General features: G+C 53.9%; 25 protein-coding genes and 1 pseudogene. 17 read left to right on the forward strand and 9 right to left on the reverse strand.

The window, feature by feature from the left end:
* Positions 1-56 precede the first annotated feature (56 nt).
* From R7M72_RS22100 to R7M72_RS22140, 8 genes and pseudogenes are all read right to left on the reverse strand, one after another.
* Positions 57-629: pseudogene (locus R7M72_RS22100) on the reverse strand (helix-turn-helix domain-containing protein); the annotation flags it as partial.
* Positions 630-810: 181 nt separating this feature from the next.
* Positions 811-1,800: a DUF3330 domain-containing protein gene (locus tag R7M72_RS22110; RefSeq protein ID WP_001276635.1), complete on the reverse strand. Its 990-nt coding sequence runs from the start codon at positions 1,798-1,800 to the stop codon at positions 811-813.
* Entirely contained in the window at positions 1,797-2,033 is a 237-nt protein-coding gene (gene merE / locus R7M72_RS22115) for a broad-spectrum mercury transporter MerE (RefSeq protein ID WP_001087810.1), read from the reverse strand. Before merE ends, R7M72_RS22110 begins: the two co-directional genes overlap by 4 nt.
* Positions 2,030-2,395, reverse strand: coding sequence for a mercury resistance co-regulator MerD (gene merD, locus R7M72_RS22120; protein WP_000995361.1), 366 nt, complete (start codon positions 2,393-2,395; stop codon positions 2,030-2,032). The genes merE and merD overlap by 4 nt, the downstream gene beginning before the upstream one ends.
* A gap of 111 nt (positions 2,396-2,506) precedes the next feature.
* Complete coding sequence (merB, locus tag R7M72_RS22125; protein WP_000761850.1) at positions 2,507-3,145, reverse strand: organomercurial lyase MerB; 639 nt, start codon at positions 3,143-3,145, stop codon at positions 2,507-2,509.
* 14 nt (positions 3,146-3,159) lie between these two features.
* Complete coding sequence (gene merA, locus R7M72_RS22130; RefSeq protein ID WP_000149288.1) at positions 3,160-4,845, reverse strand: mercury(II) reductase; 1,686 nt, start codon at positions 4,843-4,845, stop codon at positions 3,160-3,162.
* Between the two features lie 71 nt (positions 4,846-4,916).
* The gene (gene merP / locus R7M72_RS22135; RefSeq protein ID WP_000732290.1) at positions 4,917-5,192 is read right to left on the reverse strand and encodes a mercury resistance system periplasmic binding protein MerP; all 276 of its coding nucleotides are present in this window, start codon (positions 5,190-5,192) and stop codon (positions 4,917-4,919) included.
* Between the two features lie 15 nt (positions 5,193-5,207).
* A complete protein-coding gene (locus R7M72_RS22140) occupies positions 5,208-5,558 on the reverse strand; it encodes a mercuric transport protein MerT (protein WP_001294666.1) in 351 nt (116 codons plus the stop codon).
* Between the two features lie 71 nt (positions 5,559-5,629).
* Between R7M72_RS22140 and R7M72_RS22145 the strand changes: the two genes are divergently transcribed.
* The 9 genes from R7M72_RS22145 to R7M72_RS26350 all read left to right on the forward strand — a co-directional run bounded on the left by R7M72_RS22145 (position 5,630) and on the right by R7M72_RS26350 (position 14,444).
* Positions 5,630-6,064, forward strand: a complete 435-nt coding sequence (locus tag R7M72_RS22145; RefSeq protein ID WP_000414383.1) for a mercury resistance transcriptional regulator MerR — start codon at positions 5,630-5,632, stop codon at positions 6,062-6,064.
* A gap of 99 nt (positions 6,065-6,163) precedes the next feature.
* Complete coding sequence (locus R7M72_RS22150; protein ID WP_000427623.1) at positions 6,164-7,168, forward strand: IS110-like element IS4321 family transposase; 1,005 nt, start codon at positions 6,164-6,166, stop codon at positions 7,166-7,168.
* 642 nt (positions 7,169-7,810) lie between these two features.
* Positions 7,811-8,185, forward strand: coding sequence for a hypothetical protein (locus tag R7M72_RS22165; protein ID WP_000868820.1), 375 nt, complete (start codon positions 7,811-7,813; stop codon positions 8,183-8,185).
* Between the two features lie 113 nt (positions 8,186-8,298).
* Positions 8,299-9,024: a hypothetical protein gene (locus R7M72_RS22170; RefSeq protein ID WP_000988731.1), complete on the forward strand. Its 726-nt coding sequence runs from the start codon at positions 8,299-8,301 to the stop codon at positions 9,022-9,024.
* A 240-nt stretch (positions 9,025-9,264) separates the two neighbouring features.
* Positions 9,265-10,134 carry a DUF6531 domain-containing protein gene (locus R7M72_RS26340; protein WP_411913722.1) on the forward strand — a complete coding sequence of 290 codons (870 nt, stop codon included), beginning with the start codon at positions 9,265-9,267 and terminating at the stop codon, positions 10,132-10,134.
* Positions 10,059-13,409: an RHS repeat-associated core domain-containing protein gene (locus R7M72_RS22175; protein WP_411913723.1), complete on the forward strand. Its 3,351-nt coding sequence runs from the start codon at positions 10,059-10,061 to the stop codon at positions 13,407-13,409. The genes R7M72_RS26340 and R7M72_RS22175 overlap by 76 nt, the downstream gene beginning before the upstream one ends.
* Entirely contained in the window at positions 13,399-13,821 is a 423-nt protein-coding gene (locus R7M72_RS22180) for a hypothetical protein (protein ID WP_001165345.1), read from the forward strand. The genes R7M72_RS22175 and R7M72_RS22180 overlap by 11 nt, the downstream gene beginning before the upstream one ends.
* 170 nt (positions 13,822-13,991) lie before the next feature.
* A complete protein-coding gene (locus R7M72_RS26345) occupies positions 13,992-14,141 on the forward strand; it encodes a hypothetical protein (protein ID WP_001326395.1) in 150 nt (49 codons plus the stop codon).
* An 87-nt stretch (positions 14,142-14,228) separates the two neighbouring features.
* Entirely contained in the window at positions 14,229-14,444 is a 216-nt protein-coding gene (locus R7M72_RS26350; RefSeq protein ID WP_000254804.1) for a hypothetical protein, read from the forward strand.
* A 15-nt stretch (positions 14,445-14,459) separates the two neighbouring features.
* Here the strand turns inward: R7M72_RS26350 and R7M72_RS22190 are convergent, their stop codons facing one another.
* Positions 14,460-15,122, reverse strand: coding sequence for a hypothetical protein (locus tag R7M72_RS22190; RefSeq protein WP_015063586.1), 663 nt, complete (start codon positions 15,120-15,122; stop codon positions 14,460-14,462).
* A gap of 201 nt (positions 15,123-15,323) precedes the next feature.
* Between R7M72_RS22190 and R7M72_RS22195 the strand changes: the two genes are divergently transcribed.
* The 8 genes from R7M72_RS22195 to R7M72_RS22230 all read left to right on the forward strand — a co-directional run bounded on the left by R7M72_RS22195 (position 15,324) and on the right by R7M72_RS22230 (position 21,497).
* Positions 15,324-15,605: a hypothetical protein gene (locus R7M72_RS22195; protein WP_000575657.1), complete on the forward strand. Its 282-nt coding sequence runs from the start codon at positions 15,324-15,326 to the stop codon at positions 15,603-15,605.
* A 298-nt stretch (positions 15,606-15,903) separates the two neighbouring features.
* Positions 15,904-16,440 carry a hypothetical protein gene (locus tag R7M72_RS22200; protein ID WP_000949433.1) on the forward strand — a complete coding sequence of 179 codons (537 nt, stop codon included), beginning with the start codon at positions 15,904-15,906 and terminating at the stop codon, positions 16,438-16,440.
* Between the two features lie 2 nt (positions 16,441-16,442).
* Positions 16,443-17,453, forward strand: a complete 1,011-nt coding sequence (locus R7M72_RS22205; RefSeq protein WP_000543934.1) for a tyrosine-type recombinase/integrase — start codon at positions 16,443-16,445, stop codon at positions 17,451-17,453.
* Positions 17,454-17,457: 4 nt separating this feature from the next.
* Complete coding sequence (locus R7M72_RS22210; RefSeq protein ID WP_000997323.1) at positions 17,458-18,327, forward strand: 3'-5' exonuclease; 870 nt, start codon at positions 17,458-17,460, stop codon at positions 18,325-18,327.
* On the forward strand, positions 18,324-18,815 hold the full coding sequence (locus R7M72_RS22215) for a hypothetical protein (RefSeq protein WP_318056330.1): 492 nt from the start codon (positions 18,324-18,326) through the stop codon (positions 18,813-18,815). The genes R7M72_RS22210 and R7M72_RS22215 overlap by 4 nt, the downstream gene beginning before the upstream one ends.
* 326 nt (positions 18,816-19,141) lie before the next feature.
* Entirely contained in the window at positions 19,142-20,017 is an 876-nt protein-coding gene (locus R7M72_RS22220) for a DNA replication terminus site-binding protein (RefSeq protein WP_001097010.1), read from the forward strand.
* Between the two features lie 161 nt (positions 20,018-20,178).
* Entirely contained in the window at positions 20,179-21,219 is a 1,041-nt protein-coding gene (locus R7M72_RS22225; protein WP_000101568.1) for a DNA-binding protein, read from the forward strand.
* On the forward strand, positions 21,219-21,497 hold the full coding sequence (locus R7M72_RS22230; protein ID WP_000101263.1) for a hypothetical protein: 279 nt from the start codon (positions 21,219-21,221) through the stop codon (positions 21,495-21,497). The genes R7M72_RS22225 and R7M72_RS22230 overlap by 1 nt, the downstream gene beginning before the upstream one ends.
* Position 21,498: the final 1 nt, after the last annotated feature.

A 21,498-nucleotide genomic window follows, 5' to 3' on the forward strand; every position in this document is an offset into this window, starting at 1 on the left:
GAATGGGTTCATGTGCAGCTCCATCAGCAAAAGGGGATGATAAGTTTATCACCACCGACTATTTGCAACAGTGCCGTATGGTCTATCTGCACCTGCTCCAGCGGCGCGGTCACGGCAGGAGGCTCGCCGCCCACACCTTGTAGGTCACGAGCGGCATCCTGGCCTTCCCGCCGGCGGATGACCTTGCGCGGGTCAAGGCTAGCGATCCGTAAGGCCACGGTATTGCGCGCCGGCACTCGCAGTTTTTGAGCCTTGCACACCTGAGTGACTTCGCGGTGAAAGGCCGCTAGGCTGCGCTTCTGCTTGGTCAGGAACCGCTTTTGCAGTAGCTCGTGGATGACGCGCTCGACCGGTTCCGGCAAGCGCCCCTTACCTTTACCTCCACCGGACTGGCCGGGCACCAGATCCGTCACGAGGCCGCTGCCTTGCCGGGCACGCCGGATCAGAACGTATACCTGGCGCCGAGACAAGCCCAGCGCCTGAGCCGCCATATCGGCCGCTTCGTGCCCGACCGTCTCCGACTGCGCCAACGGACTGATGATCTCCGCACGACGGCGCGCACGCTCCCAAGCCTCATCAGGCAGAGTGGCCACGCCTTGTTCTGGAATCCGTGGGGTGTCCGTCGCCATGCTCACCTCGCTTTGGTGCACACGAGTATTGAGCATAGTCGAGATTGGTGCAGATCACTTCTGATATTGAACTGTCAGGAGCTGGCTGCACAACAGCCATTACGCCCAATCAACTGGTGCAGTCGTCTTCTGAAAATGACATCGTTTGCACATGGCATCTGACATCAAGTTAGGGTATGCCTCAGTCTGACAGTGATGAGTCGCAGGCGTTCGGATCGGCATCGGTTTCGCTCCCGGTCTTGGCGCGCGCCTGGAAGCGCTGATAGCACTCCAGCCCGCAGAAGTGCTCGACGTATTCCGCGCCTTCCGGGGTGAAGGCGGCATCGAGCGGGATTTCCTTGCAGCACACGCAGCAACTGGTGGCAGTCGGATCATTTGCATTCATGGTGGCACCCCTCCATTGACTGACGAAGACGGCGAATGCCGCCGCCGGCATCGGCTTGGCGAACAGGAAGCCTTGTCCTGTGTCGCAGTCCGCTTGTCGCAACAAATCAAGACTCGCCGATGTTTCCACGCCTTCGGCCACTACTTCCATGCCAAGCCCATGCGCAAGCTGAATCACGGTGCGCACGATGGTCTGGTCGCGGTGGTCGTTGGCGAGTCCGGCGACAAACGATTGGTCGATCTTGAGCGTGCTGATGGGGCAGCATTTCAGGTGTTGCAGGCAGGAATAGCCGGTGCCGAAGTCGTCGGCGGCGAAGCGCACACCGATCTGTCGCAAAGCTTCCAGGGCGGGGAAGATCGCCGGATCACCGAACGCAACCGATTCGGTCAGCTCAATTTCAAGATACGCGGCGGGCAACCCGGCATCGGCCAGCACGCCCTTTACCCACTTGTCGAAATCTGGCCCCACTTGGCTCGCCGAAACATTGACGGCCAGCCGGAACGGTTGCCATGCCAGCACCCGCCAGTCGCGCATTTGACGGCAGGCTGCGCCCAGCACCCATGCGCCGATTTCCGGCATCAGGCCGGACGATTCGATCACGGGCAGGAACTGGCCCGGCGGCAACAGTCCGAGCGTCGGATGACGCCAGCGCAACAGGGCTTCCGCGCCGACAATCTGCTCACTGCGCAAATCGACAATCGGCTGGTAGTGCAGCTCAAGCTGCCCGCGCTCGACCGCCTGCGCCAGTTGCGCCACTGTCCATTCAATTGGCTGGGAAGCGCTCATGATCGACCTCTGAAGGCCCGCAGCAGCCGCGTCACAGACAGGACAAACAAGCCGGTCAGCGTGAGGGCTGCAATACCCCAGTGCTCGCCGATGAACGCGCCGGCCGTCGTGCCGGCCAGCACAATGGCGAGAATCGGCAAATGACAGGGACAGGTGAGCACCGCCAGCGCACCCCACAGGTAGCCGGTGAACGGCTTGTGTGTCTCGGCCGGCATGCGCTCGGGGCTGTTCATGGCAAACTCTCCGCATGCTGTGCCGGCGCGGTCGGCATGGCGGCCAACTGCACTTCCAGATTGGCCAACGCTTCGCGCCGGCGTTCGACGAACTGACGCAGCACAGCAAGCTGCGCGGCAGTTTCATCGCAGTTCGCCGCATCCAGCGCCCGGCACAGCCGCGCCAATGCGCCGAGGCCGATGCCCGCCTCGAAGGCGGCCCGCACGAAGCACAGTCGCTGCAAGGCGGCGTCATCGAACAGGCCGTAGCCACCCGTGGTGCAGGCGACTGGCCGCAGCAATCCGCGCAGCAGGTAGTCGCGCACGATATGCACGCTCACCCCGGCATCAAGGGCCAGCCGGGACACCGTGTAGGCGTTCATCGAACACCTCCTTTTGGTCGGTTCACGGCAATGCATATACCGTTTCGCCGAGTTCAATCCGCGCGCTGCGAATCCGATGCCGGTGCCGTAGAACATTGGGTCGATATCCGATCACGGTGTCCTAGATGACATGGTCTGCAACAGATGTCGATTAAACTCCTGGCCCAAGCCGAAAGCCTCGTGGACACTGACGATCGCCAATCCTTCCAATCCTTGATGCTTGGAGGCCCAGTCTTCCGCCGTCGGGACAGATGCAAAGAAATGTACATGGCAACAGAAGGACTGACGAACGTCGGCTGCTTCCTGCGGCAATACCAAGGACACCGCCATGCCGGCAGGTTCGACAGCCTGTATCTCGCTGGGTGAAACCGTGAGTGAAACGGGTGCTCCGGTTGCAGCGCAATGCGATGAGACGCGAGCTGTACGGCCGATCAGCGCCGGAAATATCAAGGTGTCCAGCGCGCACCAGGCATACAGACGGCGGTCGTCAATTTCAAAGACATACGAAGTCTCGCGCAAGGTGAGGCCGTAGCCGATGATGTTCCCATCTTTGTCATATTCGGTACTGGTGGCCTGTTCGAGTACGGCGGCCACTCGCTCAGCGGGCCAGTCGAGAATCCCGGCAAGTGTCGTTCGTGAAACCGGACGCCCCTTGGCGAGTTCCCGCAGTAGCGGGACCAAGAGATCCGCAGTACCATTGGTACGATTGACCGAAGTGAGACGTTCTAAAATATATGGGGCGAGCTTCATGGTTCCATCTCCTTTCATCCTGCGCAGCAGGACAATTGTTTGACATCCTTGGTGAAGGTCTGCGCCGCGAGCTTCAGCCCCTCGACCATCGTCAGGTAGGGGAACAACTGGTCGGCCAGTTCCTGCACCGTCATGCGGTTGCGAATGGCGAGAACAGCCGTCTGGATCAATTCGCCGGCTTCCGGGGCGACGACCTGCACGCCGATGAGCCGTCCGCTACCTTCCTCGATGACCAGCTTGATAAAGCCGCGTGTGTCGAAGTTGGCAAGCGCACGCGGCACGTTGTCGAGCGTGAGCGTGCGACTGTCGGTTTCGATCCCGTCGTGATGCGCTTCCGCTTCGCTGTAGCCCACGGTTGCTACTTGCGGATCGGTGAACACCACGGCCGGCATCGCGGTTAGATTGATGGCAGCATCCCCTCCGGTCATGTTGATCGCGGCACGGGTGCCGGCCGCTGCCGCTACATAGACGAATTGTGGCTGGTCCGTGCAGTCGCCGGCCGCGTAAATGTGTGGCGTGCTGGTGCGCATGCCCTTGTCGATGACGATGGCACCCTGCGCATTGACGGTGACTCCCGCCGCGTCGAGTGCCAGGCTGCGCGTGTTCGGTGTCCGTCCGGTAGCGACCAGCAGCTTGTCGGCACGTACTTCACCGTGTCCCGTGGTCAGCACGAATTCGCCGTTCACATGCGCGACCTGGCTGGCTTGCGTGTGTTCCAGTACCTTGATCCCTTCGGCACGGAAGGCCGCTGTGACGGCCTCGCCGATGGACGGGTCGTCGCGGAAGAACAGCGTGTTGCGAGCTAGGATCGTGACCTGGCTGCCCAGCCGGGCGAAGGCTTGCGCCAGTTCCAGCGCGACCACCGACGAGCCGATCACGGCTAGGCGTTCGGGAATGGTGTCGCTGACCAAGGCCTCGGTCGAAGTCCAGTAGGGTGACTCTTTCAGGCCCGGAATCGGCGGCATGGCCGGACTGGCACCCGTGGCGACCAGGCAGCGGTCGAACATCACGACGCGCTCACCACCCTCGTTCAAACTAACGATAAGGCTCTGGTCGTCCTTGAAACGCGCTTCACCGTGCAGAACGGTGATGGCTGAATTGCCGTCCAGGATGCCTTCGTACTTGGCATGACGGAGTTCTTCGACACGGGCCTGCTGCTGGGCCAGCAGCCGCTCGCGCAAGATCGTCGGCGGTGTGGGTGGCATGCCGCCGTCGAATGGGCTTTCCCGGCGCAGATGGGCGATGTGGGCGGCGCGGATCATGATCTTGGACGGCACACAACCGACGTTGACGCAGGTGCCGCCGATGGTGCCGCGCTCAATCAGCGTGACCTGCGCGCCTTGCTCGACGGCCTTCAGTGCTGCCGCCATCGCGGCTCCACCGCTGCCGATCACGGCGACTTGCAACGGGCGCTCGCCGCCGCTGCCCTTGTCGGCGGCACCCATCCAGCCGCGCACCTTGTCGAACAGCCCAGTGCGGTTGTCGGTCGGCGGGGCATCGGCGAGCATCGCTTTGTAGCCCAGGCCAGCCACGGCGGCGGTCAGTGCGTCCGGCGCTGTGCCTGGATCAAGGGCGAGCTGGGCCGCGCCCTTGGCATAGGACACTATGGCAGATTGGACGCCGGGTACTTTTTCCAGCGCTTCCTTGACGTGCGCCGCGCACGAGTCGCAGGTCATGCCGGTGATTTTTAGATGGGTCATGCGACAGATCCTTTTTCGTTTGTGGTAGCAGACAAGGGCGTCAGATGTGCTGCGCTGCCGTTTTCAGTGCCTCACTTCTTGACGCTGGACGGATAGCCCGCGTCTTCGGTGGCCTTGGTCAGCTTCTGCACGCTGGTCTTGGCATCATCGAAGGTGACAACCGCTTCGCGTGTCTCGAAGGTCACGTTAACTTTGCTGACGCCTTCGACCTTGGAAATCGCCTTCTTAACGGTGATCGGACAAGCGGAGCAGGTCATGCCCGGTACGGACAGCGTGACGGTCTGGGTGGCGGCCCACACGGGGGCAACAACGGCAGCGATGGCGAGAGAGGCAAACAGTTTTTTCATGATGAACTCCTGTGATTAATAGAAAAATGGCATGACGTAGGGAAATCCGAGCGCGACCAGAACCAGCGCGGCCACGACCCAGAAAATGAGCTTGTAAGTAGCGCGCACTTGGGGAATCGCACACACATCCCCTGGTTTGCAGGCTTGCGCCGGTCGGTAGATGCGCCGCCAGGCGAAAAACAGCGCCACCAACGCCGCGCCGATGAAGATCGGGCGATAAGGTTCCAACACCGTCAAGTTGCCGATCCAAGCGCCGCTGAACCCCAGGGCGATCAGAACCAGCGGCCCCAGGCAGCAAGCCGAGGCGAGGATGGCGGCTAGCCCGCCAGTGAAGAGCGCCCCGCGCCCGTTTTGAGGTTCAGACATACGCTTGTCCTTTCAAATCTGGATTGGATAGCTTAAGCTTACTTCCGTACCAATGTACGGAGTCAAGCGATATGGAAAAAAATTTGGAGAATCTGACTATTGGCGTTTTCGCCAAGGCGGCCGGGGTCAACGTGGAAACAATCCGGTTCTATCAGCGCAAGGGCTTGTTGCCGGAGCCGGACAAGCCCTATGGCAGCATCCGCCGCTATGGCGAGGCGGATGTGACGCGGGTGCGCTTCGTGAAATCAGCCCAGCGGCTCGGATTCAGCCTCGACGAGATCGCAGAGCTGCTGAGGCTGGATGACGGCACCCACTGCGAGGAAGCCAGCAGCCTGGCCGAGCACAAGCTTCAGGACGTGCGCGAAAAAATGACCGACCTGGCGCGCATGGAAACCGTGCTATCCGAACTTGTGTTCGCCTGCCATGCGCGGCAAGGGAACGTTTCTTGCCCGCTGATTGCTTCGCTGCAAGGGGAGAAAGAGCCGCGTGGTGCCGACGCGGTGTAGCCGAGGGTAGTTACGCCTTAGCGTGCTTTATTTAATGAGATGGTCACTCCCTCCTTCCCGGTACTATGCTGAGGACAGGCTTTCATTCGGAGAACTATCATGGAAAACATTGCGCTCATTGGTATCGATCTGGGTAAAAACTCTTTCCATATTCATTGCCAGGATCGTCGCGGGAAGGCTGTTTACCGTAAAAAATTTACCCGGCCAAAGTTGATCGAATTTTTGGCGACATGCCCCGCTACAACCATCGCAATGGAAGCCTGTGGCGGTTCTCACTTTATGGCACGCAAGTTGGAAGAGTTGGGGCATTCCCCAAAGCTGATATCACCACAATTTGTCCGCCCGTTCGTTAAAAGCAATAAAAACGACTTTGTCGACGCCGAAGCTATTTGTGAAGCTGCATCGCGTCCGTCTATGCGTTTTGTGCAGCCCAGAACGGAATCTCAGCAGGCAATGCGGGCTCTGCATCGTGTCCGTGAATCCCTGGTTCAGGATAAGGTGAAAACAACCAATCAAATGCATGCTTTTCTGCTGGAATTTGGCATTAGCGTTCCCCGAGGAGCTGCCGTTATTAGCCGACTGAGTACCATTCTTGAGGATAATAGTTTGCCTCTTTACCTCAGCCAGTTATTGCTGAAATTACAACAGCATTATCACTATCTTGTTGAGCAGATTAAAGATCTGGAATCCCAGTTGAAACGAAAGTTGGACGAAGATGAGGTTGGACAGCGCTTGCTGAGCATTCCCTGCGTCGGAACACTGACAGCGAGTACTATTTCAACTGAGATTGGCGACGGGAAGCAGTACGCCAGCAGCCGTGACTTTGCGGCGGCAACAGGGCTTGTACCTCGGCAGTACAGCACGGGAGGTAGGACGACATTGCTGGGAATTAGTAAGCGAGGTAATAAAAAGATCCGAACTTTGTTGGTTCAGTGTGCCAGGGTATTCATACAAAAACTGGAACACCAGTCTGGCAAATTGGCCGATTGGGTCAGGGATTTACTGTGCCGGAAAAGCAACTTTGTCGTCACTTGTGCTCTGGCAAACAAGCTGGCCAGAATAGCCTGGGCCCTAACGGCACGACAGCAAACTTATGTAGCATAACGGCAGAAATACACCGGTTTAAAGAATTACTGATCTGGTTTTGCGAATACTGATATTGATGATACTAACGGCCCACCGGCCTGTTGAGGAACCTGTAAAACGGAAAGGCTCATTGAAGCCGTATATTTTCTGGAGGTTCATCAGGCGCGGAACTCATCGAGGCGCGGGAATAAAATCCCATTCAGACGCCGGATAGATTCAAGCAAGCCAACTTGTCGTCAAAATCGGTGTTGCAAAAACGGGAGTGACCATAGATTCCGTTTTCTGAGACGACCCCTTGTAGGATTGGCTGTATCTGGGGACACTATAACCGTCAAAGAAGCCGGTTTGGTGTTGGTCATTGGGGTTATCCTGTGGATCTATGGTATAATCTTAACCAAGGTCAGCAATTCCTAAGGGGGTCAAATGGACGCTTTCACATTAGGCATGTTGGGGTTGCTCATTTTTTTCACTGTCGTCACTGGCGGCAGTCTGTATCTCTACCATGAGAAACAGAAGGAAAAAAAGCATCACAACGCCTAAAGAGTAACTGCGACAATGAACGTAAAGGCCAGCAATAGCTGGCCTTTTTTTATACTTGCAGTTTGAGGTGTTACATGTCACGATAAGGTAAGTGTGACATGTAACGGAAAAGGTGATTTTTTGAAAGTATCCAATGAAGATGCTCAGGCTACGGCGATCTATCTCCTCAGAGCTGCTTCGCGCCCAGCTTTCTGGCGTGACGTCCCATTCGATAAGAAACTTGAAGCCGTGGACAGCCTGAACAGCATAGGGCGATCACCATCAGAACTCACTGAATGGATTAATAAATACCTGACAGCAGAGCAAATCAATAAACTCGGGACATCAATTAGGCAACGTCGCAGAAGGGGATATGGTGTTGGTAAAAGCATAACTATAAGCGATAAAGCCCACAGGATTTTGAAGCGGTTGTCAGAAGTCGATGGTTGCAGTTTGTCAGAAGTGATCGAGAAACGCCTAGCCCGAGCTTATAAAAATACATGGGACCATAAATAGAGTGACACTAGGGGTTGCATTTTTAAAACCCGTGATAGCATCTAAATGAACCCAAACGAATAGGGGGGCTGGCGGCGATGCCGACCATTATCCCGACAATGGAGAAATAGACCATGATGACATTGACTACCGTCTCGAAGAAAACTTCAAATAATTCAGCCCTTGTATTCTGGCGCGTTGGTACAAAACGGAAAGGCATCCTTGATGTCCATATTGATTTTGACCACGAAGAAGCGGATCTTTTGGCTGAGCTCGTAGCCATTCGCTATCTGGCGCTGGACAAACAGGTTTTTTGCAGAGAGCCAGGTGCTGGTGCTGGTTACAAGCTGGTGGTATCCAAAGGTGCAATCAAGAAGCTGGCGCTGGGCAAATCCACCAAGGCTTTTGCTTTCAAGTTTGCGGCTTGCCTCACTGGGCGTTTAAAGGGCGCTACTATTGAAGTCTCGCAGAGCATGGAGTTTATGGATGAGCCGGGAGAGGGCAACATTGAGCTCCTCGATGTGGACAAGCAAGCCTATACCCAGACCCATGACGAAATATCTACACCTGCCATTGGCCCCGTCCTGGTTACTCAACATGCCATCGATCAGTATCAGGCCCGGATAACCTCTGGAGACCCTAAAAAACCGTGGGCCTCACTTGTTGGCCGCCTCCAGCATCCAGAGTTACAGGTTCAGCCCTTTGACGAGAAAGTGGCTCGCCATAAAGCCAGAAAGTATGGCCGCGTAGATAACGTGGAAGTCTGGGGCCATAGAGATTCCAAGTTCAAGTACCTGATGGTGATCAACGACGACAACCAAAAACGTGTTCTTGTCACAGTGTTTGAGCGAAATGAGTAACCTGCTTCTCATTTGTTCTGAATACACAACCTCTCCAAATCACGTATTCATACCCTAAAAGGGCAATAACGCAGTCGTTGATAACGACTCTCCCACCTGAAAATAGCTCCAGCATAAAAACTGGAGCTGTAAATGAGATCGAGACCTTCCCTTTTACTGATGCGAAACCTGCGGTCATTGGCCGTTGTGGTGCTCGCAACTTTGCCATGCGTTGCTTTTGCACAATGGCGGGTTGTAGCCGTGAGCACCGAAGTAGACAAAATGCGCTTCAACACCATCATAGACGCGCATTCCTTCATGAAGAATTATCGCTCTGGTGAGGAGCAAGGGAAGGGAACGCCAGTTGGGGATGCGCTTTATCCGGTTGCCAGTTATGGTGATGGCCGTTATGTCTCCAGGATCTGTTTTAAGTATCTAGGTGCTACTGGCGATTATGACCCCACTACCTGCACTGGCGACCCAGCTACGGTCTACTGGCGCTCAACCTATGTTCTGCCGGGTGAGATGGATAAAACACCGTTCCTGGACAGGGATCTCGGCTTACCAACAACGACCATGTGTGTAGGGAACCCTATCCATCTTGGCACCGGCAACAAGTTCCAGGCTGAACTGGATTATCAAAGCGGAGGCTCCGACCCTTTCACATTCACCAGATACTACAATAGCCACCTTCCTGATGAAGAGCTCGGCGGCTGGCGGCATACCTACTCGCGGAGCGTCGAGGTCAACGCCTCGAAGTACGGTGAGAACATGGTTGTCCTGCACCGGCCAGAAGGGCAACAACTCGCGTTCTACAACTCGTCCTCTGTCTGGGTGCCAACATGGAAAACCGATGATACCTTGACGAAGGATGCTACCGGCTGGCGCTACACTCAATCTGACGGGGTAGTCGAGGCCTATGATGAAACCGGACGACTGACCGGCATCGAGAAGCCCAACGGCAATCACATCACCCTGAGCTATCTGAACGGAGAGCTATCCTCGATCACTGACGGCTTTGGCCGCACCATCCAGTTCCAGTATCAAGATGGCGCATGGTCAGTGTCACCGATCCTGCTGGTGGCAGTATTCAGTACCAGTACAACAGCGCTGGCAAGCTGGCGGAAGTGATCTACCAGGACAATACGAGCCGCAGCTATCTCTACGATGACCCGAATGCACCGGGTTTGCTCTCTGGGCTGGTGGACGAGAACGGCAACCGTTTCGCCACATGGGGATATGATACTCAGGGGAGAGCGGTTCTAAGCGAACACGCCGGGGGCGCAGAGAAAACTCAGGTAAGCTACAACGCTGACGGAAGCGTCTCTGTCACCAATGCCCTCGGCCACGTTCAGCGATACACCTACAGTCGCCACAATGGGATGCTCAAGCCTGATGTGGTTGAGGGTGCGCCGTGTACCGGCTTTGTGGGCGGCAAGGAAACCTACGTCTACGACAGCAAAGGCCTCGTCTCCAGCATTACTGACCGCGCTGGGCAGAAGCGCACGTTCACCCATAACGACCGGGGATTGGAAACCACCCAGATAGACCAGGACGGGGGTAAGGTTACGACCGACTGGCTTCCTTCCAAGTCGCTCCCGGCAAAAATCACAGAACCAACCAGGATCACTGAGCTCACCTACGACACTCATCTCCGGGTGATAAGCCGCAAGGTCACTGATCGCAGCTCGGGCGCTTCCCGGACATGGACCTACACCTATGCCCCTGTTGGTACAGGAAAGCCGAGCCTGTTGGCCTCGGTTGATGGTCCGCGCACCGACGTCAGCGATGTTACGACATTTGACTACGATGACCAGGGCAACCTGATCCGGACAACGAACGCGCTGGGGCAGGTGACGCAGTTTGGTGACTACGACGCGAACGGTCGCGCCGGGACCATTCAGGGTGTCAATGGTGTAACCCAAACCCTCACCTATGACGCCAGAGGAAGACTTGTCAGCTCCACTGGGCCAGAAGGAACCACGGTCTACAACTATGATGCTGTGGGCCTCCTGAGTTCGCTGACCAAGCCAAATGGTGCAACCGTCAGCTATGAGTACGACGCTGCACATCGGCTGGTGGCGGAAACAGATGCACAGGGCAACCGGCGCGAGCTTGAGCTCAATGACCTCGGGAACCCAGTAGAAGAGCGACTGCTCGATGCGCTGGGCCAGACCCGTTGGATAGAGCGCCGGATCTTCAACGAAATCGGCTGGCTCTCCAGTGTCTCCGACGCCTATAGCAATCAGTCATCGTTTTCCTACGATGTGGTGGCAAACCTGATACAGGAGACCAGTCCCTCTGGTAACACACACTCCTACAAGTACGACGGCTTCCATCACCGGACACAAACGACCGATCCCCTCGGGAAGGTCACGCAGGTGCTCTACAAGGATACCGGCGATGTTTACCGTGTCTCCGACCCTCGTTCGCGCCTGACCTACTACAGCTACAACGGCTTTGGCGAAGTGACCCAGGTCCGGAGCCCGGACACCGGCACCACCGACATTACCTATGACGAAGCCGGTAACGTGGCAACGCGCAAAACGGCCAAGGGGCAAACCACAAGCTACAGCTATGACGCGCTGAACCGGATCATCGAAACCTCCAGCGATGTCGCTGGCGAATCGCCAATTCTGTACGGGTACGACGAAGCAACCTCACCATACGGCATAGGCCGCTTGACCTCAGTCGATGATGGCAACGGTGTCCGGAGATTTGGCTACACCCCCGAAGGATGGCTGGCTTACGAAACCTGGGAAACCCACGGGCAGAGCCTGACTACCCAGTACCAATACGATGGTGCAGGCCTCGTCACGAAGATCACGTATCCCAGTGGCCGTGAGGTCTCCTACACCCGTGACTCAGCCGGTGACGTCATCGAGGTGACAACGACACAAGCAGGCACCACAACAAACCTGGCAAGCCAGATTGAGCGAGCGCCCTTTGGCCCCGTCACCAGTATGGTCAGAGGGAACGGCATTTCAGAAAGCCGCACTCTGGATCTCGATTACCGTGTCACCGGCATCGACGCTGCTAGGGTGCATTCGCTGGTCTATCGGTACACGCCAGACTCGTTGATTTCAGCCATAGACGACAATCTCAGCTCATCAGTCAATCAGTCACTCGGTTATGACGCGGTTGGCCGCATCACCTCTGCTGAGGGGATCTATGGCGTTTTGGGCTATGGCTATGACGCCACCGGCAACAGGACCTCGATCACGACCGATGGCCTGAGCCAAAGCTACACCATCAACTACATGAACAACTGGTTGGTGAAGGCCGGGCAAACCTCCAGAAGCTATGACGCCAATGGCAACCTGACGAAGCAGGGGGCGGATACCTTCACCTATGACAGCCAGAACCGGCTGGTGGCCGCAACGGTCGCGGGAGTGACTGTAAGCTACACATACAACCATCTGGATCAGCGTGTAACCAAGACCCTAAACGGGCATACCCGGCTGCTGGTTTACGACCTGGCAGGAAACCTCATCGAGGAGCTGGACGCGGCCACTGGAGACGTGCTGGCGGAGTACATCTGGCTCGATGGGACACCCTTGGGCTTTGTTCAGTCAGGACAGACCTACCAAGTCCACGTCGATCACCTGGGCACCCCGAAGGCACTGACCGACGTCAGCGGCCAAGTCGTTTGGAAGGCGAGCTACAGCCCGTTCGGTAAGGCCAGCATCATCATCCAGGGGCCAACCTTCAACCTGCGATTCCCAGGACAGTATTACGACGCGGAGACCGGGTTCCACTACAACTGGCGGCGTTACTACGACCCAGCGACCGGGCGGTACATTACCAGCGACCCTCTTGGCCTGATCGATGGAGTAAACACCTACGGGTATGTGCATGGAAACCCTATGTCCAATACCGACCCGACGGGTGAATTTGCGTTTGTTGGTGCAGGTATTGGAGCTGGGTTGGAGCTACTTAGCCAACTAATCGAAAATAATGGGAGTTGGAAATGTGTTAGTTGGTCAAAAGTTGGAATCGCCGGAGCGATTGGGGCTATAGGTGGCGGCTGGGCGTCAGGAGTTTTCAGACATGCCAGCTCCGGTAAATCGTGGTTCAAATTAAGCCAAAAATGGAGCAATGTCTCACCCAGAGTAAGGAAAGTTCAAGGGGTTCCACGAGGTAATGAGCTTCACCATTGGGCTATTCAGAGAAATGGCAAGTTTGGCAAATATGTTCCTGACTCAATAAAAAACCATCCTTGGAACTTGAAGTCCATTCCAAGAGATATTCACCAAAACATTCACGGCAATGGACCTACCCCATATAGCGCATTTGGTCGTTGGTGGCACGGGACGCCTGAATGGGCAAAAGTAGCTCAAGCCTCTCCTGTTAGTGGTGGTTTAGCTGATTCAATAAATGATGAGGGATGCGGTTGTGCAAATTGAATTTCCAGCGCTGCTTGTGAGCAGCAAGAAAAGGTCGCTCTTCGTAGTGGCATCAGAATCCGAGTTCGGGAAATGTACTATTCAGTCTTTGAGGAACGGTTATTTTGAGCTGATGGACATTTATGATTCGGAAGGTCGTCACTACAAAATAGACGAGGTTGCGAGCTACAAGCCGCTAAGTCCATTCTGGTACTGGCCTGTAGAAATTGTGATGTATGGTTCTCGACTGTTTAAGGCTAATTTCAATGCTGTTCTTATCTCTAATCTGGATTGCAAGGAGTTAAAATCTGAACTTTGTGATTTGGCTAAAAAGTACAGAAGTAATTTGGATTCCGGCGTCGGAATTGAAAAGATTATGGAGGAAATGGAGTCTGCCAGAACAATTAAAGAATTGATAAAGGTTTTTGGCTAGTTATTCATTGAATACGCTGGTGTTAGTCTAGCTAACCGACGCCAGCGGCCAAGTGTTTGGAAGGCGAGCCATCATAGAGTCAGTAGAGAGAGATACTTTTGGAAATCAATAGTATTATGATTGGTACAAATGAGTTGTAGCTCCATATTTTAAAGGGGGATTTCAGAGAAATGAAGAATAAGAAGGTAATAACTTTGATAATGGCCGCAGCCGCATCATGCTCGTCAGTCTACGCCGCGACATTACCGACCAGTGAGGTAGACGCATACATACTTGCGATGAACACCATGTCACCTATCACTGCAAAGTACACCATCTAGTACAAGCAAGCGGTTGAGCAGAAATGCAATACAGCCCTGAGCGTTGAGCAGCTCAACTCAAAGGCATTCACCAATGTTGTCCAGGCAATGGTGAGTAGTGAGACCGTCGATAGAATGGGGCTTGATGCTGCTGGTGGATCACTCCAGGATACCCTGTCTGTGATCGGCAAGAACGTCACATGCAGTGACCTGAACGCGCCATTTAAAGCACTCTTGGATGATAAGGACTTCACCAGAAAGCATCAGCACCTATCGAAGGTGCTGCATACTTGGAATGAAGTTGTTTCTCAAAGCAAACCCTGAGTAACAAAAAGGAGCCTAACTGGCTCCTTTTTTAATGGGGATGATGTTACGTTCGTGGACGTTATTTTCACTCGGGATATGTAACGTTGAAAAAGGCGTACCGACAAGAGAGTGGTCACATAGCTCTCCATAATAGATGAGCGACAAAATCTCTTGCTCGTTGATTTTTCCCACCTTAAAAAGGTAATTGATTATTGCTGTATCCAGTAGGTCGTGACACCCATTAAGCAGATCCACGATATTGGCCGCAGCTTCATTTTCCTCTCCGTCATCTCGACCGGCTAATACTGATTCAACCCAAGCCTCAAGGCTCGGATGTCCCTCAGCGAGCTCTATTTGACGGCACTCGTTCTCGATCAACCCTGTGATTGCTTCGTTGAGCGTTCCGCCATAAGTCGGCATGTTGAGAACAACTCCAAATCCGGGGATTTCTTTTTGGATTGGCTTCGCATCCTTGGGAGCTGATTTCAGCCACAGGAAAAACCAGATCCCAGAGCTTATGTCTTCCGGCTTGACCTGGTTGGCCGCAAGGAATTTGGAAACCTCGTTACAGATGATGCCATCTGGCGCTGCCATCTCGTAAATACCCGCCATCAGATCTTCAAGGCTCTTATACATATTATCTCTCGCACCTGTACATGATGTTTTCACTATCGTTGTTAAGCGTTTTTTCAGCAAGTATGTTCCAGCGAGACATCTTATACCATTCCATCTAAATCTGTAAAATTACCGTATTACCGTAATTATGATAATTACGGTAAATAAATTTAAGTTCTTCTTGCTGTTGTTCTACTTATTAAAATGTATCTTTGAAAAAGTAGAGTTTTTGGAATAGGATAGGTGGTGCTGAATGCCCACTTTTTACAAGGAGCGCGACCAGTGATTTTTGATGTAAGAGCGACCTTTGAAGTGGCACTCCAGACGGACACCCACCTGGTACTTATCGATCTGGATCAGGGAGCATCAGTTACGAACGATGCTGATGCAGTGATCGCCTGGTTGGCCGCAAACCTCGAAGGTGGAATTGGAAAACGTAAGGTGTACTACCGGGACACCGATGGACGCTTTGATGAGCTCAAGGTTAATGCCGGTGCTTTTGCCGGATTTGCACCTTGTAGCGAAGGCCAGCAGACCACCTTGGCTGGGATGCTCGGCCAGTAACTTTGTGTGGAGAACTCGATGTTAAACAAAAACAAATTTGAGAAAGTTTTAAAGAGAATCCTCGATAAGAACTTTGAGCGCTGCTCTATTTGCAGGAAACCATTCCCTGGACCGTGCCATACTTTTGCTGGTTTGGATTCGGACAATAAAGTTCAGAACGTAGGTTCTTGCTGTCGGACCAGTATTGTGGACTTGCGGCATGGAGGTGTGTATACGACCGCTCCTGTAGATACTCAAGAGGGGCAAAGTCAGGCGCGTGAGCTACTCGCAACACATCCTTGTAAGGGGATGATGGGACATGCTTAGCAAAAAAGTCTTTTTCATTAGTCAAGCGGAGGCCGAAAGACTGGAGCCGGTTCCCGGTGCGGCCATGATCTCCATAACTGACCCAGACAAGTCCCCTGCCGCTCTCGGACAGTGGGGGCAGTTGTACCGCGATAGCTTCTATGACGGCGGCTATTCTGAGAACACCATCCACACGATGAAGGCAGCGTTCCGGATGAATTACGCCTCTTACATTGACTCATCCCAGGCTGAAAAGCTGTCCACCTTCCTGGATGGATTGGTTGGTAGCGGTATCGATCAGATCTTCGTTCATTGCTATTACGGAGAATCCAGAAGTGGCGCGGTAGCGCTGTACCTCCAGAACAAACATGGATTCACTCCGAATAAGCCGATCACCAAGCCCAACCGAACAGTTTACGAATTGCTGTGCAATCCAACCAAGTTTGAACCACTGATGCAAAGCTACGAAACGCAACATATGGAGGAGGAACTACCTCTTCACCTCAAAATATGGGATTTTCTTCTCGTTGCGGTCGGGCTTAGGAGGTAACTTTGCACGACACAAACAATGACAAGGAAGAGCTAGTTTCACATGCGAAAGTAAATGTTCCGGCAGAACAAAGCATTCGCGGTGAACTGTTGCCGTCATCGAGCTCGCTCCGGAACATCCAGGACAACCCCGCCGTCGCCTATCTGGTGAGCCTCGGGTCAAAGCGAAGCAGGCAGACCATGAGCTCATTCCTCAACATTGTCGCCAAGATGATCGGGTTTCAGAACCTTCGTGACTGTGCATGGAGCTCAATGAGGCGGCACCACATATTGGCGGTGCTGGAAATGCTGGGGGATGCAGGGAAGGCTCCGGCAACGATCAACACCTACCTGTCAGCGCTCAAAGGGGTGGCTCTTGAAGCCTGGACGATGAAGCAAATTGATACGGATAGCTTCCAGCACATTAAGCAAGTCCGTTCAGTACGTGGATCTCGACTTCCTAAAGGGCGGGCACTTGAACGCCATGAGATTCGCAGCCTCTTTTTCACATGTGAAAGTGATTCAAGCGCCAAAGGGCTTCGGGATGCGGCCATTCTCGGGGTGCTCCTCGGGTGTGGCTTGCGCCGCTCGGAAATCGTTGCGCTGGACATGGGAAGCATGATCTACAAGGACCGCGCTCTCAAGGTTCTTGGCAAGGGCAACAAAGAGAGAATGGCGTATGTGCCTGGTGGCGCATGGAAAAGACTGGATAAGTGGGTTGAAGAGGTTCGAGGAACGCATGAAGGGCCTTTATTCCCGAGGATCAGGCGGTTTGATGATGTGACTGGAGAGCGGATGTCGGATCAGGCCATCTACCACATCTTGGAGACCAGAAGAGTTGAAGCCGGTCTGGAGATGTTTGCGCCCCATGACCTGCGACGCACCTTTGCCTCCTCGATGCTGGATAACGGTGAGGATATTGTGACCGTGAAGGACGCAATGGGCCACTCAAGCATTGCAACTACCCAGAAATATGACAGACGCGGCGATGAGCGTTTGAAGAGAGCGAGCCAACGCCTCGATATAGCGGATTAACAGCATGAATGATGAAGAACTCGAACTTGCCAGAGCCGAAGCCATGAAAGCCGATAGGTGCTTTTCAAAAGGACGGCTCAGGGACGAATTTAGGATGAAGCCTAAGCCAGGAGTAGAGCCAGTTTCGTTCTACAAAAACGGGTATGGTGGCCAATTTGGAGTGTACCGGATAGCAGATTGCCAACCAATGCGGAGAAGGGGTTGTTCACCGGCATCACAAAAGCAAATAAGGGCGCAATCCATCCTTTCGGTCAAGGCAAGAATGCGTAGCAACCTGGCAAAGGCCTCTGTCATGGCACAAAGGTGGGTCGCTCTGGAACCTCTGGTTCTCGATACCGAGACGACCGGACTTGGTGAAAGAGACCAGGTGATCGAGCTGGCTGTTACTGACATCAGAGGCGCGGTTCTCCTCTGCACCAGATTACGGCCAACCGTGGAAATAGACCCTCAGGCAATGGGTGTTCATGGCATCACCGAGACTGAGCTGTCGAATGAGCCTACGTGGACTCAAGTTGCGCCAGCTCTCGCCCGGCTTTTGTCGGGCCGTCATCTGGTGATATTTAACTCCAGTTTCGACAGTAGGATGTTGAGGCAAACAGCCAGTGCATTTGGAGACCAACTCTCTTGGTGGCAAGAGCAGAACTGTCTGTGCGCGATGAAGCTGGCGGCTGATGCCTTTGGCTCAACCAACCGGCACGGCACAATCTCACTTGCGGATGCCACCTGCGAGGCAGGTGTGAGCTGGAAAGGTCGAGCCCATTCAGCAGCGACCGACGCTATTGCCACCGCCGACTTGGTGACAGAGATAGCCAAAGTCCAACGTGACCTCGTGGTCCAGCTCCAGGAGCTTCAAAGCAAAGGTAATTTGGAATGACAGAACAATCCTACGGCGAAAGTCTCAAATTTTTCTCAGACTGGCAGAAGGACCCCGCGAAACGCCCCGGCCTGAATGTGCAACACACGCTAACCAGAGGTGAATATCCTACGGTCAGCATCGAGATTGCGCCGATCAGGGCATCGGGGTCCAGCCCAGACTGGAAAAGCAAGATCACGGTGCAGCTCACTCGCGGCGAACTGACGGCGTTTTGCAGCGTTCTCTTTGGTTTGCGTAGCAAGGCTGAGGGTTCCTATCACGGCGACGCGAAGAATAAGAGCTTTGCGGTTTACAACAACGGCAAGGCCGGTGTTGCGATCATCCTTAGTGAGCGAGGAAACCAGCTCCAGAATTTCATCAATGATGACGACCGAATGGAGCTCGCAGTCTTCGCAGTTCGCCAGCTTTCCAACGCATGGAAAGTTACCCCTTCTGATGCCATCGCGCTGCTACGCCAATCAGCGTGGATGGACCGAAATTTGTCCTAATCGAGCAAATCTAGGCACTCTAAAAGTCGTCCTATAACCACAAAGTTAGACCATCATGCAAAGTGGGGTATAGAGGGTGCCAGCCCCACCCCAGCAGTCCCCCTCAGCCACATTTCTGGCTTGCCCCGCGCTTTTCTTCTTTCTCTCTTTTTCTCTCTTTTTCTCTCTCTTTCTCAATCTAATCTCACACACGAAGGTCAAACAGGGCACCCGCCGACGCGAAGCGGAGGCGTATTCTTGCCCCTCCCCCTCGTTGCATGATGGTCTAAATCTGTCTACTATGTAACCAATGAACTGTTAGAACAAACCCACACATAGGCGGCAGCATGGCTAAAAACTTCATATCAGAACAATTCTCGGCCATGTGCCGCGACTTAACGAACCTGTCCTCTCTTATCAAACGACTACCGCCACGGTACGCAAAAGTTGCGGCCATCCCTCCTACCGGAAAAGGAATGGAGAACGAGCCCGTCAACAAGATTGTCGTAACTGAACAAACTGGGCGCGAAGCTCTTGAGCTGGCAGCGCACAGCTACAGAGATCTTCACATCAACCCAGACTATTCGCAGAAGTCTGCCAGGCGCACCGTGGGGGTACTCTGGTTCTCCCCTTCCAGGATTGGTGTAGCTGACGAAATTGCGGCGACGGTTGAACGCATCAACGCGGCCAAAGCTGGTATCGAGGAGTTCATTATCTCGACGTACCCCACCAGGCAAGAGAGGTTTGAAGCACTTCGAGCGGACTGCCCTGGTGTCATGACTCTCCACCTTTACAGACAAATTCGGTGCTATACCAATGGCGACATCGACTCTATCCGCTTCACCTGGCAACGGAAGGACTCCTTGAAGAAGCCCGTAAAAGAGGAGCTTTTGCAACGCATCAGAGAGGAGCTGGAGCGATCTGGGCCAGACTATCAACTTCCCCTGGAGCAGCTTATCCAGAAGATCGCCAGCACCCCGGAGCCTTATCTCCGGGAGCGAAGGGAAGTAAAGGTTCAACCGGTGGCAAACGTCATGGCCGCAGGGGTACTCAAAACCGTTACCGCGCCAATGCCCCTGATCGTGCTCCAGGATAAGGATGTTCAGCTCAAATTGCTTCGTAACTTTGACGCCTCAGAACAACGCAAAACTCGATCTGATAAAGCGGCATCGGAAATCCTTGGCACCTTCGGTGGAGTCACTATCGAATCCTTCCCTGGATGAATCAGCGTGACCGCGTAACAAGGCTTTTCCGCAGCCGGAAGGGCTTTGTCCCACACAAACAATTCCAATCGACAGCAGCATGATATATAATTATGATAATTACCGTATTATCGTAATTATCGTAATTATCGTAAACATTACAAATTAAAAGGAACGTTCTCATGGCAAGAAAATTGGTTGAGTTTGACGATGTAGCGGCTGCGGCCCAAAAGCTCAAGGACGCCGGTAAACGCCCAACGGTCATCGCTATCAGAGACATCATTGGCAAGGGGAGCTTTACCACCATTTCAACGTATCTCAAACAGTGGTCAGAGGAACACTCCCTCGATGAAGAGCTGGTAGAGGTAGTCCTTCCAGAATCGGTTATGAGCGATGCTGAGCTCTTCCTACAGAAGATCTATACGGTAGCCAAAGCAAGCGCCGATGAACAGCTTGAGCGCGAGCGTGAACTGCTACGACAGAAAGAAATTGAGTACCAGGAAGATATGCAGCAAGCCGTGGACATGGCAAATGATGCCACCGAACGGGCTGAGCTACTGGAGGAACAACTTGAAGCTCTCACCAACAAAAAATCAGAGCTCGATGCGGCCCTTGGTAAGGCAGAAAACTCGCTATCCCTCAAGTCTGCGGAGCTAGAACGCTCACTGGCTGACATTGATAAGCTGGAAAAGCGGATCGTTGAGTTGGAGGGCAAGCTGGAGGCGAAAGCCGCAGATCTGACCCGAGCACAGGATCACCTGGAGCAAGCTAAAAGCGAAAATCGCTCTTTGAGCCAAAAATTGGCAACTACAGAGGGTGAGTTGGAGGAGCAAAAAGGCAAGAGTATAGAGCAGACAGAAAAGCTCCGGGCCGCTCAGGAACAAAAAACATCGTTGAAAGAGCAGCTCGAAAATGTACAGGCCAAACTGGCCCAATCACAGGACTCCCTTGCCACAGCCAAAGCTCATGGCGAATCCGCTGAACGAGAGTGCCAGCGCCTATCTGGAGAGGTAGAAAAGCTGGACGCCAAATTATCCAGCGCCGAAGCAGAAGCTCGCGCTCTTGTTCAAGACAAAGGCATGATGGCTGGTCAGTTGCAGGAAAAAGACCAGCAGGCCAAGAGCCTCGAACAAAGACTCAATGATGCACTGACCAAAATTTCTGGGTTGGAGCAAGAGCTCGCTAAAGCTGGTAAGGGAGGGAAAAAGAAAGAGGAAAACTGATGGCGCGAAAGGCTAAATATTCAGAAGAGTGGCGACACAGAGCTGCGGCTCTTCAAACCAAGATTGAGGAGGCTATGACACTAGCCACCTCATCTATTGGCGACTATCGCTGGTTACACCGTCTCCATAGTTGGGTTACGGAGGTGGCTCAAGGTAAAGCCCCAGACTGGTGGACAGATCTGGATTGTGAAGTATCCCTCCCCCGAGAAGAAAAGCGGATCAGTACGTTCCTCTCGACACAAAAGAAGCGCATCACTCTCCAGATGTGTTTGTCGTAGG

Origin of the sequence: Vibrio sp. YT-18, from assembly GCF_033337345.1 — a bacterium.
Taxonomy (GTDB): Bacteria; Pseudomonadota; Gammaproteobacteria; order Enterobacterales; family Vibrionaceae; genus Vibrio; species Vibrio alginolyticus.